This window comes from Parasphingopyxis sp. (assembly GCF_052168275.1).
Classification (GTDB): domain Bacteria; phylum Pseudomonadota; class Alphaproteobacteria; order Sphingomonadales; family Sphingomonadaceae; genus Parasphingopyxis.
Map to the genome: position 1 here is coordinate 1 of NZ_JBQLZM010000059.1, position 17,498 is coordinate 17,498.

General features: G+C 65.9%; 19 protein-coding genes. 7 read left to right on the forward strand and 12 right to left on the reverse strand.

Translation table 11 applies throughout. The features are described 5' to 3' along the window. Positions 1-30 precede the first annotated feature (30 nt). Positions 31-2,460 (reverse strand): ligase-associated DNA damage response DEXH box helicase, encoded by a 2,430-nt coding sequence (locus ACTS1X_RS05140; protein WP_442613308.1) that lies wholly within the window; start codon positions 2,458-2,460, stop codon positions 31-33. Between the two features lie 104 nt (positions 2,461-2,564). On the opposite strand from ACTS1X_RS05140, the gene ACTS1X_RS05145 reads away from it, so the two are divergent. After that, a complete protein-coding gene (locus ACTS1X_RS05145; RefSeq protein ID WP_442613309.1) occupies positions 2,565-3,476 on the forward strand; it encodes a sulfotransferase domain-containing protein in 912 nt (303 codons plus the stop codon). Here the strand turns inward: ACTS1X_RS05145 and ACTS1X_RS05150 are convergent. Continuing rightward, entirely contained in the window at positions 3,473-4,018 is a 546-nt protein-coding gene (locus ACTS1X_RS05150) for an HD domain-containing protein (protein WP_442613310.1), read from the reverse strand. The genes ACTS1X_RS05145 and ACTS1X_RS05150 overlap by 4 nt on opposite strands. Positions 4,019-4,056: 38 nt before the next feature. Between ACTS1X_RS05150 and ACTS1X_RS05155 the strand changes: the two genes are divergently transcribed. Then, positions 4,057-5,055, forward strand: coding sequence for a ligase-associated DNA damage response exonuclease (locus ACTS1X_RS05155; protein ID WP_442613311.1), 999 nt, complete (start codon positions 4,057-4,059; stop codon positions 5,053-5,055). Positions 5,056-5,139: 84 nt separating this feature from the next. Here the strand turns inward: ACTS1X_RS05155 and ACTS1X_RS05160 are convergent, their stop codons facing one another. The 4 genes from ACTS1X_RS05160 to ACTS1X_RS05175 form a co-directional block, all read right to left on the reverse strand. Next, the gene (locus ACTS1X_RS05160; protein WP_442613312.1) at positions 5,140-5,325 is read right to left on the reverse strand and encodes a hypothetical protein; all 186 of its coding nucleotides are present in this window, start codon (positions 5,323-5,325) and stop codon (positions 5,140-5,142) included. Positions 5,326-5,441: 116 nt separating this feature from the next. After that, entirely contained in the window at positions 5,442-6,824 is a 1,383-nt protein-coding gene (gene pgmG / locus ACTS1X_RS05165) for a phosphoglucomutase/phosphomannomutase PgmG (RefSeq protein WP_442613313.1), read from the reverse strand. A gap of 79 nt (positions 6,825-6,903) precedes the next feature. Then, positions 6,904-7,320, reverse strand: a complete 417-nt coding sequence (locus tag ACTS1X_RS05170; RefSeq protein ID WP_442613314.1) for a J domain-containing protein — start codon at positions 7,318-7,320, stop codon at positions 6,904-6,906. Between the two features lie 7 nt (positions 7,321-7,327). Continuing rightward, on the reverse strand, positions 7,328-8,119 hold the full coding sequence (locus ACTS1X_RS05175; RefSeq protein ID WP_442613315.1) for a division plane positioning ATPase MipZ: 792 nt from the start codon (positions 8,117-8,119) through the stop codon (positions 7,328-7,330). A gap of 91 nt (positions 8,120-8,210) precedes the next feature. On the opposite strand from ACTS1X_RS05175, the gene panC reads away from it, so the two are divergent. From panC to ACTS1X_RS05190, 3 genes are all read left to right on the forward strand, one after another. Further along, entirely contained in the window at positions 8,211-9,056 is an 846-nt protein-coding gene (gene panC / locus ACTS1X_RS05180; RefSeq protein WP_442613316.1) for a pantoate--beta-alanine ligase, read from the forward strand. A 104-nt stretch (positions 9,057-9,160) separates the two neighbouring features. Further along, entirely contained in the window at positions 9,161-9,457 is a 297-nt protein-coding gene (locus ACTS1X_RS05185) for a hypothetical protein (protein ID WP_442613317.1), read from the forward strand. Positions 9,458-9,589: 132 nt separating this feature from the next. Next, positions 9,590-10,177, forward strand: coding sequence for an FKBP-type peptidyl-prolyl cis-trans isomerase (locus ACTS1X_RS05190; RefSeq protein WP_442613318.1), 588 nt, complete (start codon positions 9,590-9,592; stop codon positions 10,175-10,177). A 22-nt stretch (positions 10,178-10,199) separates the two neighbouring features. Here ACTS1X_RS05190 and ACTS1X_RS05195 read toward each other — a convergent pair whose 3' ends face one another. The 6 genes from ACTS1X_RS05195 to pyrE all read right to left on the reverse strand — a co-directional run bounded on the left by ACTS1X_RS05195 (position 10,200) and on the right by pyrE (position 15,269). Beyond that, complete coding sequence (locus ACTS1X_RS05195) at positions 10,200-11,318, reverse strand: AI-2E family transporter (RefSeq protein WP_442613319.1); 1,119 nt, start codon at positions 11,316-11,318, stop codon at positions 10,200-10,202. Next, positions 11,315-12,208 carry a signal peptidase I gene (gene lepB / locus ACTS1X_RS05200; protein WP_442613320.1) on the reverse strand — a complete coding sequence of 298 codons (894 nt, stop codon included), beginning with the start codon at positions 12,206-12,208 and terminating at the stop codon, positions 11,315-11,317. The genes ACTS1X_RS05195 and lepB overlap by 4 nt, the downstream gene beginning before the upstream one ends. 41 nt (positions 12,209-12,249) lie before the next feature. After that, complete coding sequence (acpS, locus tag ACTS1X_RS05205; RefSeq protein ID WP_442613321.1) at positions 12,250-12,651, reverse strand: holo-ACP synthase; 402 nt, start codon at positions 12,649-12,651, stop codon at positions 12,250-12,252. A gap of 244 nt (positions 12,652-12,895) precedes the next feature. Continuing rightward, the gene (locus ACTS1X_RS05210) at positions 12,896-13,624 is read right to left on the reverse strand and encodes a pyridoxine 5'-phosphate synthase (RefSeq protein ID WP_442613322.1); all 729 of its coding nucleotides are present in this window, start codon (positions 13,622-13,624) and stop codon (positions 12,896-12,898) included. After that, positions 13,621-14,691: a serine hydrolase domain-containing protein gene (locus ACTS1X_RS05215; protein ID WP_442613323.1), complete on the reverse strand. Its 1,071-nt coding sequence runs from the start codon at positions 14,689-14,691 to the stop codon at positions 13,621-13,623. The genes ACTS1X_RS05210 and ACTS1X_RS05215 overlap by 4 nt, the downstream gene beginning before the upstream one ends. Continuing rightward, positions 14,688-15,269: an orotate phosphoribosyltransferase gene (pyrE, locus tag ACTS1X_RS05220; protein ID WP_442613324.1), complete on the reverse strand. Its 582-nt coding sequence runs from the start codon at positions 15,267-15,269 to the stop codon at positions 14,688-14,690. The genes ACTS1X_RS05215 and pyrE overlap by 4 nt, the downstream gene beginning before the upstream one ends. Before the next feature lie 179 nt (positions 15,270-15,448). On the opposite strand from pyrE, the gene coxB reads away from it, so the two are divergent. Both coxB and ACTS1X_RS05230 read left to right on the forward strand, forming a co-directional pair. Next, complete coding sequence (gene coxB / locus ACTS1X_RS05225; RefSeq protein WP_442613325.1) at positions 15,449-16,507, forward strand: cytochrome c oxidase subunit II; 1,059 nt, start codon at positions 15,449-15,451, stop codon at positions 16,505-16,507. A 12-nt stretch (positions 16,508-16,519) separates the two neighbouring features. Then, positions 16,520-17,498 (forward strand): cbb3-type cytochrome c oxidase subunit I (locus tag ACTS1X_RS05230; protein ID WP_442613326.1); only part of this gene is annotated, 979 nt, incomplete at its 3' end.

Here is a 17,498-nt window from a genome sequence, read left to right on the forward strand (position 1 = left end):
AATGGCAATTATATCGACTGTTTCGTAATATTATCCGCCCCGCATCGCGATATCCGCAAGTGCTTCCGCTTCGATCAGCAGGGCGTCGTCGACCGTGCCCTGGGCCACATGCTCGCGGCCGATCAGCACGAGGACGGGCACGGCGAGCGGCGACACGCGCGGCAGGTCGACATGGACCATCGTGTCGGCGGCGCGGCCGAGCAGCCCGGCGAGCCGCCCGACATCGGTGAGCTTGGTCCGCGCATCGGCCCAGGCCGCCTTGAGCAACAGGTGATCGGGCTCGTAGCGGCGCAGCACGTCATAGATGAGATCGGTCGAGAAGGTGACCTGCTTGCCCGTCTTGCGCTTGCCCGGATGCTGGCGCTCGACGAGCCCGCCGATCACCGCGACCTCCCGGAAGGCGCGCTTCAGCAGATGGCTGTTCTGCACCCAGTCGACGAATTCGTCTTCGAGGATGTCGGGCGAGAAGAGCGGCGCGGGATCGCGGACCCGCTCGAGCGAATAGGTGGCGAAGCTGTAGTCGTTGGCGACGAAACCGATCGGCTTGAGCCCCGCCGTCTCCATCCGCCGCGTCACCAGCATGCCGAGCGACTGGTGCGCGTTCCAGCCCTCGAAACTGTAGGCGACCATGAAATGCCGGTCGTCATGCGGGAAGGTCTCGACCAGCAACTCGCCCGGCTTGGGCAGCACCGAGCGTTCGGACTGGACGCGCAGCCATTCCTCGACATCCTCGGGAAACGCCTCCCATTCGGCCGGATTGCTCAGAAAGCCGCGCACCCGGTCGGCGAGATTGGTCGTCAGCGGCATGCGCGCGCCGACATAGGTCGGGATGCGCGCCGGGCGCGAGGATGCCCGGACGGTCAGGTCCGTATCCTTGATGCCGAGCACCTCGAGGCTCATGCCCGCGAAGAAGAAGGTGTCGCCGGGCGACAGCGTGGCCGCGAAATATTCCTCGACCGTACCGAGCTTGCGGCCGTTCTTGAAGCGCACGTCGAGTACCGGCGCATCGACGATGATGCCGGCGTTGAGCCGATGCTGCTTTTCGAACTTGGGGTGGCTGACCCGCCAGATCGTCTGGCCGTCCCCGTCGACCGCGCTCGTCAGCCGCTTGTAGCGGTCATAGGCGCGCAGCGCGTATCCGCCATTGGCGATATAATCGAGTTCGCGCGAGAATTCGGCCGACGGCAGGTCGCGATAGGGCGCCGCCGAGCGGATCTCGGCCAGCATCTCGGCTTCCTCGAACGGCGCGGCGCAGGCGCAGGCCATGATATGCTGGGCGAGCACGTCGAGACTGCCGGGGCGGAAGATGTCGGGATCGAGCTCGCGCTCGGCGACGGCATCGAGCGCCGCGCGCGCCTCGAGATATTCGAACCGGTTGCCGGGCACGAGGATCGCCTTGGAGGGTTCGTCGAGCCGGTGGTTGGAGCGGCCGATCCGCTGGAGCAGTCGCGAGGCGCCCTTGGGCGCGCCCATCTGGATGACGCAATCGACATCGCCCCAGTCCACGCCGAGATCGAGGCTCGCCGTCGCGACGAGTCCGCGCAATTCGCCGCGCGCCATCGCCGCCTCGACCTTGCGGCGCGCCTCGCGGGAGAGCGAGCCATGATGGATGCCGATCGGCAGCTCGCCGCCATTCGCCTTCCACAATTGCTGGAAGATCAGCTCGGCCAGCCCGCGCGTGTTGCAGAACACCAAGGTCGTCCGGTGCGCGGCGATGATTTCCATCACCTGCTCGGTGGCATAGCTGCCCGAATGGCCCGACCAGGGCACGCGGTCCTCGGGCAGCAGGATCGAGATGTCGGCCTCGGCGCCGGCTTCGCCGGTCACGATGGTGACGCTGTCCGCATCCGCATCGGGCGCGAGCCAGCGCGCATAGCCCGGCGGATCGGCCACCGTCGCCGAGAGCGCCACCCGCCGCAGTCCCGGCGCGAGCCTTTGCAGTCGCGCCAGGGAAAGGCTCAGCAGGTCGCCGCGCTTCTGCGTCGCAAAGGCATGCACCTCGTCGACGATCACGGTCTTCAGGTCGGCGAACAGATTGGCGCTGTCCGCATAGGAGATCAGCAGGCTCAGTGATTCCGGCGTGGTCAGCAACATGTGCGGTGGTCTCTGCCGCTGCCGGACCTTGCGGTTGTGCGGCGTATCGCCCGTGCGCGTCTCCACCCGGATATCGAGGCCCATCTCGTCGATCGGCCCGAGCAGGTTACGCTGCACGTCGACCGCCAGCGCCTTGAGCGGCGAGACGTAGAGCGTGTGGAGGCCGTCCATCGGCGTCTCGACCAGTTCTGCGAGGCTCGCGAGGAAACCGGCCATCGTCTTGCCCGCGCCCGTCGGCGCGACGAGCAGCGCATGGTTCCCGGCGCGCGCGGCAGTCAGCATATCCATCTGATGCCGTCGCGGCTGCCAGCCCTTGCTGGCAAACCAGCGCGCGAGCGGCTCGGGCAGGGGCGCGGTCGTCGTCACGCGCGCATCCTAATGCACGGCGCGCGCTTTGCGACCGGCAAAAGTCAACACGCTTGTCTTGCCATGCGGACCCGCCGATAACCGGCGGACGAAGAGGGGGGAAGATGACCGAAAACGCATCCGGCCGCGCGCAAACTATTGCCGAGTTCCAGGCGCATGGCGCTCGGATATTCGTCGGCGAGGAGATCATGCAGGCGATGACGTCTTACGCGCCGCAGCCCGACGACGTGATCATTTCGCCCTTCGGCAAATGCGGTACGACCTGGCTGCAACAGACCTTTCACACGCTGCGTACGGGCGGCGACACCGATTTCGACGATATCTCCGGCGTCGTGCCCTGGATCGAGACGGCGACGGCGCTCGGCATCGATCTCTCCGCGCGGCAGCGGGCCGAGCCGCGCGGGTTCAAGAGCCATCTACCGTATGATCCGATGCCCAAGGGCGCGCGCTACGTCGTCTCGCTGCGCGATCCGAAAGACGCGTTCATCTCCATGCTCCGCTTCATGGAGGGCTGGTTCATCGAGCCCGGGGCGGTGCCGATGGCGGATTTCTATGCCGATTGGGCCAGCGACGAATTCGGCTCCAACTATTGGCTGCATCTGCTGAGCTGGTGGCGCCAGCGCGACAATCCGGACGTGCTGTTGCTGACCTATGAGCATATGATCGACGCGCCGGAGCAGCATATCCGCATGCTCGCCGATTTTTGCGGGATCGCGCTCGACGACGATCTGCTGGCGCTGACGCTCGAGCGCTCCTCGCTGGCCTATATGCTCGAGCACAAGGAGAAATTCGCGGATCCGATGATGCGTGCGCTGACCGAAAAGCGCTGCGGATTCGCGGCGGGCAGCGATTCCGCGAAGGTCCGCAAGGGCGGCGTCGGCGGCCACAAGAAAGAGCTGGAACCGGAGATTGCGGAGCGGATCGACGCGGCCTGGGCCGAGCTTGTCGAACCGGAAACCGGTTTCGCCGACTATGCCGCGCTCGATGCCGAGATCAGGCGGCGCAACGCGGTCTAGAGCATTGCCTCACGGTTTGTGGGCATAGGCTGCGTCGAACGCCGCTTCGAGTTCGGCGTGCACGCCGCGCATGCCATCGACGACTTGCTTGCCCCAATCGAATAGTCGCGTTTGCGCTCCACCGGCCAGTCCGGCGGGCCGGCGACGATGTCGCGCAGGTTCGAAGTCTTGTCGGCGATTTTGACGAGCTTGGCCTCGCGCGACTTGTGCGGCGCATGCTCGACCTGGAGCCGCTTGCGTTCGGCCTTGGCGAGCGATTTGTCGTCGGTCACTTCGCCGACGATGCCCGCTATCCGGTCGCCGAAACGCGCCTCCAGCTCTTCGATGCTCGTCTCGGTGTCTTCGACCGTATCGTGCAATATCGCGGCGGCCAGCACCTGCGTATCGTCGATCCCGTGCTGTGCGAGAAGCGCGGCGACATCCAGCGGATGGTTGATATAGGGCGTCGATTCCGCGTCCTTGCGGCGCTGGTCGCGATGCCTGTCCGCGGCATATTGCGCCGCGTCGAGCAAGAGGTGCAGCGGGTTGTTATGATTCTCCATGGTTCTCAATTCTCCTGGTCATACACTATATAATGAAAATGACGCGTCTCGGACATTGGATAGACCCGCGCCCGGAAGGCATTTACGTGCCCGCTGCCGATATCTGGATCGACCCCTCGCAACCCAAGGATCGGGCGCTCGTCACCCATGGCCATGCCGATCATGCGCGCGGCGGGCACGGCGCGGTCTGGGCGACGCCCGAAACCCTGGCGATCATGGATGTGCGCTATGGCGAGCAAAAGGCGAAGCCGGTCGCCTATGGCGAAACGGTCGACCTCGGCGCGGTCACCGCGCGGTTCGTGCCGGCCGGTCATGTTCTCGGCTCGGCCCAGATCGTGCTCGATCATGCGGGTGAGCGCGTGGTCATTTCGGGCGACTACAAGCGCCGCCCCGACCCGACCTGCCCGCCGTTCGAGCCCGTGCCCTGCGATATCTTCATCACCGAGGCGACGTTCGGCCTGCCGGTGTTCCGCCATCCCGACACCGGCGAGGAGGTGGCGAAGATCCTCGATACGCTGGCCGCCAATCCCGGCCGCTGCGTGCTGGTCGGCGCCTATGCGCTCGGCAAGGCGCAGCGGATGATCTGCGAGTTGCGCAATGCCGGGCATGACGCCCCCCTCTATATCCACGGCGCGCTCCAGCGACTCTGCGACCTCTATCGCGACCATGGCGTCGAGCTGGGCGAGCTGCGCCCCGCCACGGATACGCCGAAGGACGAGATGCGCGGCGCGATCGTCCTGGCGCCGCCCGGCGCGCTCAACGACCGCTGGTCCCGCCGCCTGCCCGATCCGGTAACCGCGATGGCCTCGGGCTGGATGCGGATCCGGCAGCGCGCGCGCCAGCGCAATGTCGAGCTGCCGCTGATCGTGTCGGACCATGCGGACTGGGACGAGCTGACCGGTACGCTGGAGGAACTTCGGCCCAAAGAGGTCTGGGTGACCCATGGCCGCGAGGATGCGCTCGTCCATTGGTGCCAAACCCGCCAGATCAAGGCGCGCGCGCTCGCGCTGGTCGGCCGGGAGGACGAGGACGAATAACGCGCCGATCGAGGTTTTCGGCGTGTTGCAGCGCGTCACGAAAATGTAAAAAAAGGGCCGCCCGGTAAGGGGCAGCCCTGAAGTTTAGGAGAGGATGCCTGAAAAGGCAGGATCGTGATATGGCATTGAATCTTTTGCTGCAAGTGCGAAAAGACGATTGTGCGTTGCAAAAAACGCAGCGGCGCCGCTGACCAGATCCGGCAGCGCCGACCGCCCGGAGATTGGTCCGGACAACCGGATCAGACGATGTCGTCCGGCCTGATCGTCCAATGACGTCCGGGATCGTGAAGAACAGCAGCACGATCGTCGCGACGAGCATCGCATAATATTCGTCTTTCAAATAAACGGGACGACAGCCCCGGATTTGTGGTCCGCACAGAATGCGATCAGTGACCGGCCTGCGGGCCCCGCTCCAGCCCCGATGCGGCAAGCTGCGCGTCGATCTGTGCCATCAGCCGGTCGAGCCCCGCCTCGCTCTTCGCCTCGGCGCGCGCGACGAGCACGTCCTGGGTGTTGGATGCGCGCAGCAGCCACCAGCCGTCCTCGGTGTTGACCCGCGCGCCGTCCGTGTCGTTGACGTCCGCGCCTTCGGACCGCAGCCGGCCGAGCACCTCGTCGATCACCGCGAATTTGCGGCTCTCGTCGACCTGGAAGCGCATTTCGGGCGTATTGATCATGTCGGGAATCGCGCTGCGCAGCTCGGTGACGCTCTTGCCCAGGACATGCGCGGCCGAGATCAGCTGCACCGCGGCATAGAGCGCGTCGTCGAACCCGTAATAGTCCTGCGCGAAAAAGACATGGCCGCTCATCTCGCCGGCGAGCGGGCAGCCCGTTTCCTTCATTTTGGACTTGATCAGCGAATGGCCGGTCTTCCACATCAGCGGTTTGCCGCCGAGTTCCGCGATCCGGTCGTACAGCGCCTGGCTGGCCTTCACATCGGCGATAATCGTGGCGCCCGGCGCTTTTTTCAGCACGGGCTCGGCGAAAATCGCGAGCAGCTGGTCGCCCCAGATCACCCGGCCCGTGCCGTCGATCGCGCCGATCCGGTCGCCGTCGCCGTCGAAAGCCACTCCGAAATCGAGATTGTTCTCCGCGACGAGCCGTTTGAGGTCTGCGAGATTCGCCTCGTCAGTGGGATCGGGATGATGGTTGGGAAACGACCCGTCGATATCGGTAAAGAGCGTGAAATGCTCGCCGGGAAGCCGCGCGACGAGCTTCTCGACGATCGCGCCGGCGGCGCCGTTTCCGGCATCCCAACCGATCCGAAATTCGCCGCCCGCATGGCCCGCCACGAGGCGATCGACATAGGCGTCGGCGATATCGATCTCCTCGCTCGTCCCGGATCCGGTTTCCCAGTCCCCGGCGATCGCCATGGCCCCGAGCCGCTGGATATCGGCGCCGAAAAACGGTCCGTGCTGAAAGACCATCTTGAAGCCGTTGTAATCGGGGGGATTGTGGCTGCCGGTTATCTCTATGCCGCCATCAACCTCTAGCGTCGCTTCGGCGAAATAGAGCATCGGCGTCGGCCCGCACCCGATCCGCACCGCGTCGACGCCGCTCGCGTTCAGCCCTTCGACCAGAGCGGCTTCGAGCATCGGCGAACTCGTCCGGCCGTCATAGCCGACCGCGATCCGGCGGCCGCCCGCCCGGCGGATCAGAGTCCCGAAACCGCGCCCGATCGCGCGCGCATCGTCCGCGCCCAGCGTTTCGCCGATGACGCCCCGGATGTCATATTCGCGCAGCGTGGTCGGGTGAAACTGATGGCTCATAAAGACTCCTTGCTGTCCTGTCGGTCCGTGCCCGTCGCCACTTCGCCCACGGGCGCGACGTTCGCAAGATTTAAGGGCGCTATTCGCCGCGATCAGGGACCTGGTTGCGGACTTCGGAGAGCAGGATCTCGCGCGCGGCATTGACCCGGCGCGCCAGTTCGGCCGAGCCACCCGCATCGGGATGGACCCGGGCGATCAACCGGCGATGCGCCGCGCGGATCGCATCCTGGTCCGCGTCTTCGCCGACGCCGAGCAGTTCGCGCGCTTCGGCCACCGGCATCATCGCCCGGCGGAACTGCTGTGAGCGATAGGCGGCCCAGGCGGCGACGCCGGCGAAACAGACGAGCGCGAGAATGCCCTGGCCCGACGAAAACCATTTGAAGCCGAGTACGACGGCGGCGATCGCCGCCCAGTCCCCGCTGTCGCTGCCGCGCAACCGGCCCGTTTTCCAGGCCCAGAGCGCGATGGCCGCGGCGATCAGCACGAAGATGTACATGGGGTCCTTATACCGTCTCGAACATGTCCTGGGTAACCCCCAATTGGGGAAGGTGCAGCGCGGACACCATTTCGCGCAGTTCCTGGCGCGCGGCGACATGGCTCAACCCGACATTTTCGAAATGGTCGATGTCGAGCAGCGTAAGCCCGCTCGGGAAGAGCTCCCGATAGATGACGCGTTCGGACAATCCCGGAATGACCCGGAATCCCACCCGGCGCGAGAGGTCGTTCAGAGCCTGGGCGACCCGCCGCATGTTCTTCGCCTCGATATGCTGGAGCCGGTTGCGGAGTACCACCCAGTCGACCTCGCCGCCGGTCTGCGCCTTGGCCTTGCGCGCATCCCAGACGATCTCCGCATAGAAGCTCGGGCGCCGGATCATGTAGGTTTCCGGATCGACCTCTCCGATCAGGTCGAGATCGACGAAGCTGTCGTTGAGCGGCGTGACCAGCGTATCGGCGCGCGCTGCCGATATCCGGGCCAGGGCATCGTCGCGGCCCGGCGTGTCGATGATCAGGAACTCGCTGTCCGCGCCCAGCACCTCCATGCTGCGTTCGAAACCGACCAGATTGTCCGCCTCGTTGACCATGAAGCGCGGCATGGGGAGAGCCGCACCGAGCCGTTTGGCGCTGGCCTCGCGATTTTCGAGATAGCGGGTCGTGGTGCGCTGCCGGCTGTCGAGGTCGAGCACCGCGACCGCGCGTCCGGCGGCGGCCAGCGCCACCGCCGTATGCACGGCGGTCGTCGATTTGCCGGTGCCGCCTTTCTCATTCGCGAATACGATAAAATGGCAATCGGCCAAGGCGCTTCGTCCCCATATGAAGATCAACTTGCTTGATTCGGGGCCCCCGCCCGCTCAAAAGCACCGCCGACATATCGGAGGTGCAGAACAGGTGCAATTGGCGAGACGGTTAATGGCGGTCCGCGCGGCGGTGCGCGAGCTGCGCGCCGACGGGAGCACGATCGCGCTGGTGCCGACCATGGGCGCACTGCATGCCGGCCATCTCTCGCTCGTCGCCCGGGCGCGCGAAGTGGCCGACCATGTGGTCGCCTCGATCTTCGTCAATCCGACCCAGTTCGGCGAAGGCGAGGATTTCGATTCCTATCCGCGCACCGAAGAGGCCGACCGCGCCAAGCTGGAACGTGCGGGGTGCGCCCTGCTCTGGGCGCCCATGCCCGAGGAAGTCTATCCGGCCGACCATGCGACCTCGATCCGCGTCGGCGGCGTGACCGAGGGGCTGTGCGGCGATTCCCGCCCCGGCCATTTCGACGGTGTCGCGACGGTCGTCGCCAAGCTTTTCAACCAGATTCTGCCCGATTACGCGCTGTTCGGCGAAAAGGACTATCAACAGCTCGCCGTGATCCGGCGCATGGCCCGCGATCTCGATTTCCAGGTCGGGATCATCGGCGTGCCGACGGTGCGCGAAGCGGACGGCTTGGCGCTGTCCTCGCGCAACGCCTATCTGAGCGAAGACGAAAGGGCGCGCGCGGTGGCGCTGCCGGACGCGCTCGGGGAGACGGCCGCGGCGATCGTCGGCGGTGCGCCCGTCGCGGATGCGATCATCGCGGCCAAGGCGAAGCTGTTCGAAGCAGGGTTCGCCACGGTGGACTATATCGAGTTGCGCGACGCCGAGACGCTCGCGCCCGTCGGAACGCTCGAGCGGCCGGCGCGGCTGCTCGCCGCCGCGCGGATCGGCAAGACGCGATTGATCGACAATATTGCAGTGGAGCCAGGCTAGGACCGGCGAACGGCCCGCCCGATAAACTGCCCGCGCGTTAACCTTTTATTATCCATAAGCGGTCAAGCCTTCTCCCGACGACAGTCAACAAGGGGAACAGGGTCATGGCGCACAGTGCCGCAACCGCGAATTTTCTGATCGAAAGCCGCCTCAGGGATGCGGCGGCCGGCGACGAGAACGCCTATTTCGATCTCGGCATCGCCTATTCGGCGGGTACGGACGGGCTCGATATCGACCTGATCGAGGCGCATAAATGGTTCAATCTCGCGGCCGTCGCCGGACATGAAAAGGCCCAGCGCTGCCGCGCGGAAATCTCCGACGAAATGACCGCGCGCGAGATCGCCGAGGCGCAGAAACAGGCGCGCGCCTGGCTCTCCTCGCTGGAACGCCGCGCCGCCTGACCGGCGCCCGCGCGGCCGGCCGTCGCCGCATCTGCAGACCCGCATCCGGATATTAGGTCTGGATTTCTCTGGGGCCGCTCCATAGGGGTGGCCCATATTTTTTTTGCCCGCGCAGCCAGTTGGGAACAGACCATGTCGATCACCGCCGTTCCGCTTCGTCCCGTCAAGAAAGGCACGCTCGCCAAATTGTGGGTCGGCGTGTTCCTGTTGCTGGCCGGCGCCGCCTTTTTCGCCTGGCATGCCACGGCGCGGCCGATCGCCATAAACGGCACGGCCGAAGATTTTCTGAGCTGGAATGCCGGCCAGTCGGGGGTTGTCGAGACCGATTCCGGGCTGCAATATCAGATTCTCGAAGCGGGCGACGAGGCGGGCAGCCCGGGCGCGGGCGCCGGCGTCATCGTCAATTACGAGGGCCGGCTCATCGACGGAACGGTGTTTGACGCGAACGAGCAGCAGGGACTGCCGCTCGACGGGGTGATCACCGGCTGGGCGGAAGGCATCCAGCTGATGAGCCGCGGGGCGCGCTACCGCTTCTGGATTCCGCCCGCGCTCGGCTATGGCGAAAACCCGCCTCCGGGCAGCCCGATTCCCCCGGATTCCGTGCTCGTGTTCGATGTCGAACTGATCGATTTCATCTCGCGCGAACAGCTGATGCAGATCCAGATGCAGCAAATGGGCCTGGGCGGTCCCCAGCCCGAGGGCGCTGCGCCCGGCGAGTAGGCCAGGGCCATCCGGACGGAGGTCAGCCCGGATCGGTGGGCATCGCGCCCGCCTCCGCGGCGCGGCGCTGGGCCTCTTCCTCTTCCTCGTCATTATGCTCCGAGCGCCGTTCGAGCGCGGCCTTGGCCATCGCGACGATCGGATCGGCGAGCGCGAGTCCGATGATGCCGAACAGGGCGGCGAACAGGATCTGGGCCGACAGCGTCAGCGCCGGCGGCAGGTCGACCGTTTGCTTGGCGACCATCGGGATCACGACATAGCCGTCGAAGGTCTGCACGCCGAGATAGATGAAAAAGGCGTAGAGGCCGAGTTCCGGGCTCGCGCTCAGGCCGACGGCGACCATCAGCACGCCGGTGATGAACGCGCCGATATTGGGAATGAAAGCCAGCAGACCGGCCAGGATGCCGAGGAGCAGGGCCATCGGCACGCCGACGAGCGTCAGCGCCAGCCAGGTGATGAATCCTTCGAAAACCATGCCCAGCACCCGGCCCGCGAGCAGCCGCTGCAGCGTCTTGGCCATCCGTGCCGTAGTCCGGCGGAATTCCGGCCGGGTGCCCCGGGGCAGCATCCACTGGACTCCGCGGTCGTAGATGTTGGGATCGATGGCGACGAACAGGCCGATCACCATGACGAGGAACAGGGTCGCCACCCCGCTCACGGCAGAGCCGAGCGCCGAGGTCAGGCTGCCGACCGATCCGAGGACGTCGCGGAGTATCTGCGTGATCTCGATTCCGCCCGGCGTCATGCCCAGTTCGTCCAGCCATGCCAGCAGCAGCGCGAACTGCTCGGTCAGCGTGCTCCGGAGTTCGCCGGCCTGGGCGGCGATCTCGATCCCGGCCAGCCAGCCGACACCCGCAATGCCGCCGATGATCAGCAGGACGACGATGAACAGCCGCAAGGTCCGGCTGTAGGGGATGATCGGGCGGAGCAGCTTCGTCCCGCCGTCGAGCAGCGAGGCGAAGACGAGCCCGGCGACGATCAGCAGCAGCGCCTGGGCCAGTTGCCAGACGAGGATGACGGCGACCGCGACCATCGCCCAGGCGACGGCGCGTTTCAGTTCCTGCCGGATTACCGGGTCGCGGACTTCGGCCGGACCCGCTCGCCCGTCATAGGGGCCGGGGCGATCCTCATGCCCGCTCATTCGGCTCCCGCCCGACCGGGATGGAGGCCGGTGCCCGCGCGGCCGCTGCGCATCGCGGAGAACCAGCTGATCGGGTTATACCATTGCGACGTGCCGTCGAGCGAGAAGGTGATGAATTCCGCGCGACCGCCGATGCTCTCGACCGGGACCGGGCCGCCCAGTCCACCGCCGACCAGCGGCGCGCGGCTGTCGGCGGACTGGTCGCGATTGTCGCCCATCAGGAACAGATGGTCCGCCGGGATCGTCACCGGGCCATAATAGTCGGCGGGCGAGGGGCCGAGATCGACCGTGTCGTAATAGCGGCCCTCGGGCGTATATTCGCGGTAGACGGGCATCCGGCAATAGCGCCGGCCGTCGCTGCCGGTCGTCGCCAGCGCCGGGAAATCGCTGCACGGCACATTGGCGTCGATCGGGATCATCGCCGGTTCCCGCTGTTCGCGGCGCAGCGGGGTTCCGTTGAGGAAGACGGCGCCGCCGCGCACCTCGATCGTGTCGCCGGGCAGGCCGATCACGCGCTTGATATAATCGGAACGGCCGCCGCGCGGCACGGTGATCACGATATCGCCGCGTTCGGGCATCCGGCCGAACAGCCGCCCTTCGATGAAGGGCAGGACGTGAAAGGAGGGCGAAACGTAGGACCAGCCATAGGGATATTTGGTCACCACGAGCCGATCGCCCTGAATCAGCCCCGGCATCATCGATTCCGACGGGATGTAGAACGGCTTGGCGACGAAGCTGTGAAAGGCGAGCACGGCGAGCACGAGCCAGAAAATACCCTTGATCTCGCCCCACCAGTCGGTCTGCTTCCTTTCGGGCGTATCGTCCGATGCGGCGGCGCAGTCCTCGCTCGCCCGCAGGGCGGCAGCCAGGCGTTCGTCGCTGTCGCTCATGCGTTCCTGATCCAATCTACTCACTCGCTTTGTTCAATCGCTCATTCGGGCAGCGCATACAGGATGACGAAGGCCTGCGCCCAGGGATGGTCGTCGGTCATCGTCAAATGCACCTCCAGCCGGTGGCCGGGCGGGGTCAGTGCGTCAAGCCGCTTTTTCGCGCCTCCGGCCAGCGCGAGCGTCGGCGCACCGCTCCGCGCGTTCACTACACCAATATCGCGCATGAACACACCCTGACGGAAGCCGGTGCCGACGGCCTTGGAAAAGGCCTCCTTGGCGGCGAACCGCTTGGCGTAGGTGCCGGCGATGGTGAACGGCCGCCGCCGCGCCTTGGCGCGCTCTATCTCGGTGAACACGCGCTGCTCGAACCGCTCGCCGAACCGGTCGAGCGAATTCTGGATCCGCTCGATATTGCAGAGGTCTGAGCCGATCCCGATGATCATGACGTCTTTGTTTTTCGCACGCCCATCCGGGCGCGCGTCCTCCTTGCTGTTTCCTCCGCTTCGCTTCGGAGCAAGTCCGGGCGGGCGTTCGCCCTTGCCTCGGCCTGATCGGCCTCGGAGCCTTTCTTCGAAAAAGAAGCACGCGGCAGCGTGCGAGCGTACGACCGTGCGCCGCCGCCACTGCGGCGAAGCCAAGCGGGCCGGATGGCCCGCGCCCGGCGTTTGAGGGGGCCAAAGAAAAGACTCACCGCGCCAGGTCCATCAGTTCGCGCATCCGCTTCACGCTGGCCTCGAGCCCGGTGAAGATCGCCTCGCCGATCAGGAAATGTCCGATATTGAGTTCGGCGAGCTGCGGGATGGCGGCGATCGGGCCGACATTGTCGAAGGTCAGGCCGTGGCCGGCATGCGGCTCGATGCCGTTCTTCGCGGCCAGCGCCGCGGCATCCGCGATGCGGCGCAGTTCGGCGGCGCGCTCTTCGCCATCGAGATGCGCATAGCCGCCGGTATGGAATTCGACGACGGGCGCGCCGAGCCGCAGCGCGGCCTCGACCTGGACCGGATCGGGCTCGATGAACAGGCTGACGCGGATGTTCGCGTTCTTGAGCTCGGCGACGAACGGCGCGAGATGGTTGTGCCCGCCCGCGGCATCGAGCCCGCCCTCGGTCGTCCGTTCCTCGCGTTTCTCGGGCACGATGCAGGCGGCGTGCGGCCGGTGGCGCAGGGCGATATCCAGCATCTCGTCGGTCGCCGCCATTTCGAGGTTGAGCGGAATGGTCAGCGCCGCGCTCAACCGTTCGATATCGCCGTCCGTGATGTGCCGCCGATCCTCGCGCAGATGGGCGGTGATGCCGTCCGCCCCGGCTGCGGCCGCCTGCTCCGCGGCGCGCACCGGATCGGGATGATCGCCGCCGCGCGCGTTCCGGATCGTCGCGACATGATCGATATTGACGCCGAGGCGCAGATGCGGGGTCATTCTTCGCTCCAATGACAGGCCGCTTCGGCCAATAGATCATGTGCGAAGCCTTCGCCACGCCAGACCTGACCGAAGCCGAACTCCCCCTCCGAACGGTTGGTGAAGGCGATGACGCTGATATCGGCATCGGGCAGGATGAAGTTGCGCCCCTGAACACCGCCGATCGCCCCGTGGCGTTCGACGAGGCGGACGGGCTCGGCACAGCCGGCAAGGCGGACGGGCAGGACCCACTGGCCGAGCGCATGATAGCCGCTCACCGGGTCTCCCGTCCACATTTGGGTGCGCGCTTCGCCGCTCAACAATCTGCCGGTCATCAGATCGCGATTGAACCGCCAGAGATCGAGAATCGTGCCGCGCAGGCCGCCGGCGGCGCCATAGGCGTCGAAGCGGATGGGCGGTTCGGGCTGCCCGAAATGATAGCCCGGCACGGTGCCCGAACCGTCCCGCATGAAACGGACTTCGGGCAGCCGATACCGCACCAGATCGTCCAGCGATCGTCCCGTAACCCGTTCGAGTATCGCGCCCAGCACGATGAAATCGCAGTTGTTATAGGCATGATCCGCGCCGGGTTCGGCCCGCGCCGGGCCTGCGCAATAGCGGTCGGCCGCCGCGATATCGGCGCCTTCCGCGCCATAGAATATCGGCAAGCCGGACGGGAGCCGCCGCGTCTCATCGGGATCGGGCAGGCCGGACCGATGGCCGAGCAGGTGCCGGATCGTGATGCTGTCGCGGTTGCCGCCGGGAAAGCCGGGCCAGTACCGGGCGATCGGCGCATCGAGGGCAAGCCGCCCCCGTTCCACCTCCTGCATCGCGATCGTCGCGATCACCTGCTTGGTGATCGACGCCCATCGCCAGTTCGCGTCGATGCGGTGGCGCAGCGCTCCATGCGGGCTGACCAGACCGAAGGCGCGCAGATAGACGATCGTATCGCCGCGCGACACCAATATGACGCCGTTGAAGTCATGCGATTCGACCATCCGCCCGATGCGGGCCGGTTCGAAGGCTTCCGCCGGTTGCGCGACGAACAGGCCGAGAAGGCCGAGCAGGCCACCCAGCCGGCGGATCATGCTTTCCGGCTGCCCGGCTTTTCGGGCGGGATCGCCGCCAGCTCCTCGGGCAGGTCGTCAGGATCGTAGACCGGGAAATCGAGTGAGAGCAGCGGCACGAACGGCACGCCGAGATCGACTTCGCCGCCCGACCGGTCGACCAGCGCCGCTTCCGCGATCACCTGCCCGCCCGCCCGTTCGACGGCCTTGATCGCTTCGCGCGACGAGAGGCCCGTGGTCACCACGTCTTCGACCATGAGCACTTTCTGGCCCGGCGCGAGCTCGAATCCGCGGCGCAGCTCGAACGTTCCTTCGGGCCGTTCGAGGAACATGGCTTCCAGGCCGAGCGCCCGGCCCATTTCATGGCCGATGATCACGCCGCCCATGGCCGGGGAAACGACTACCTCGATCTCGCCGCGCATCTCGCGCGGCAGCCGGGCGGCGAGCGACGAGGCGAGGCGCGAGGCGCGCAGCGGGTCCATCAGAACGCGCGCGCATTGCAGATAGCGGGCGCTGCGCTTGCCCGAGGAGAGGATGAAATGGCCTTCGAGAAGCGCCTGGGCAGCGCGAAATTCCGCCAGTATGTCGTCTTCGTTCATTGCGCGTGCCGCTCCTTCTTGCCGGGCGCGACATAGGCGGGCGGGCAATCGGCATCAACCCGCTGATTTTCATCGACGTGAAGCTTGAGGCCTCGAAAACTCGCGACTATAAGGCGCGCAAGTTTCACTATGCCGTGAGCTTGTTTGACCGCCGCCCGAGCGGAATCAATGGGGACAAAATGCGTATTGTGACGAATCTGATGCTGGCCGCCGGACTGGCCGTGGCTTCGCTTTCCGTAACGTCGGCGGCGAATGCCGCCGCGCCGCAACCGGAACTGGCGCCGGCGCCGCAAACCGAACTGGCGCCCGCACCGGGCGCCGAAACGGAAGCCGCTGAGTCGGCGGCAGCCGAGGCACCCGCATTCGAACACGCGCCGGCCGTAGAAGGCGTCGGCATGCCGACGGGCGGGCTCGGCATCCAGGAACAGGTGTCCGAAGTCGGCGACCAGGCCCGCTGGTTCCACGATGCGCTGCTGATGCCGATCATCACCGTGATCTCGTTGTTTGTCTTGGCGCTGCTGCTCTGGGTGGTGGTCCGGTTCAATCGCCGTCGCAATCCGAACCCGTCGAAAACGACCCACAACACGACGCTCGAAGTGATCTGGACGCTGGTGCCGGTGCTGATCCTCGTCGTCATCGCCGTGCCGTCGATCAGCCTGTTGCAGGCACAGTATAATCTGCCCGAAGGCGAGACGGTAACGGTCAAGATTACGGGCAACCAGTGGAACTGGACCTATGAATATCCCGACCATGGCGGGATTCTTCTCGTGTCGAACATGCTCGAGGAAGAGGGCGAGCAGGCCGAAGGCGCGCGCTTCCGCGCCGATGCCGACGGCCCGCGCCTGCTGGCGGTCGACGAGCGCATGGTCATCCCGGCCGGCGTCAATGTCCGCTTCCTGGTGACCGCGTCCGACGTGCTCCACAGCTTCGCGGTTCCCGCTTTCTGGACGAAGATCGACGCCGTGCCCGGCCGCCTCAACGAAGGCTGGACCCGTGTCGACCAGGAAGGCGTCTATTTCGGCCAGTGCTCGGAACTGTGCGGCGTCCGCCACGGTTACATGCCGATCGCGGTCGAGGTCGTCTCGCCCGAGCGCTTCGAGCAATGGGTGCTCGCCAATGGCGGCACGATGCCCGGCAGCGAGGATGCTGCCGAAGATGCCCCCGCCGAAACCGACACCGAAACGGCCGATGACGCCGAAGAGATCGCCGCGGCCCGTTCCGCCGGCGCAGCCAGTTAAGGGATCGCACCGATGACCGATACCGCAGCCACGCCCTCCCATTTCGAAGCCGCCGGCCATGACGACGCGCATCACGACGCCGATCACAAGCCGGGCTTTTTCGTCCGCTGGTTCATGTCCACGAACCACAAGGACATCGGAACCCTGTACCTGATCTTCGCGATCGTCGCCGGTATCATCGGCGGCGCGCTGTCCGGCATGATGCGCATGGAGCTCGCCGAGCCGGGCATCCAGTATCTTGCCGAATGGGCCGGCGAAGACGGCAATGCCGCGCTTCATTTTTGGAACGTGATGATCACCGCCCACGGCCTGATCATGGTCTTCTTCATGGTCATGCCCGCGATGATCGGCGGGTTCGGCAACTGGTTCGTGCCGCTGATGATCGGCGCGCCGGACATGGCCTTCCCGCGGATGAACAACATCAGCTTCTGGCTGCTCGTTCCCGCTTTCCTCCTGCTCTTCGGCTCGATGTTCGTGCCCGGCGGGGTCGCCGACGGCGCGGGTACCGGCTGGACGGTATATGCGCCGCTATCGACCTCCGGCTCGGTCGGGCCGTCGGTCGACATGGCGATCCTGTCGCTCCACCTTGCCGGTGCAAGTTCGATCCTGGGCGCGATCAACTTCATCACGACGATCTTCAACATGCGCGCGCCGGGCATGACCCTGCATAAAATGCCGCTGTTCGTCTGGTCGGTCCTGGTGACGGCCTTCCTGCTGCTGCTCGCGCTGCCGGTGCTCGCCGCGGCTATCACGATGCTGCTGACGGACCGCAACTTCGGCACGACCTTCTTCGATGCGGCCGGCGGCGGCGATCCGCTGCTCTACCAGCATCTGTTCTGGTTCTTCGGCCATCCCGAGGTCTACATCATGATCCTGCCGGGCTTCGGCATGGTATCGCAGATCGTCGCGACCTTCTCGAAGAAGCCCGTCTTCGGCTATCTCGGCATGGCCTATGCCATGGTCGCGATCGGCGTGGTCGGCTTCGTCGTCT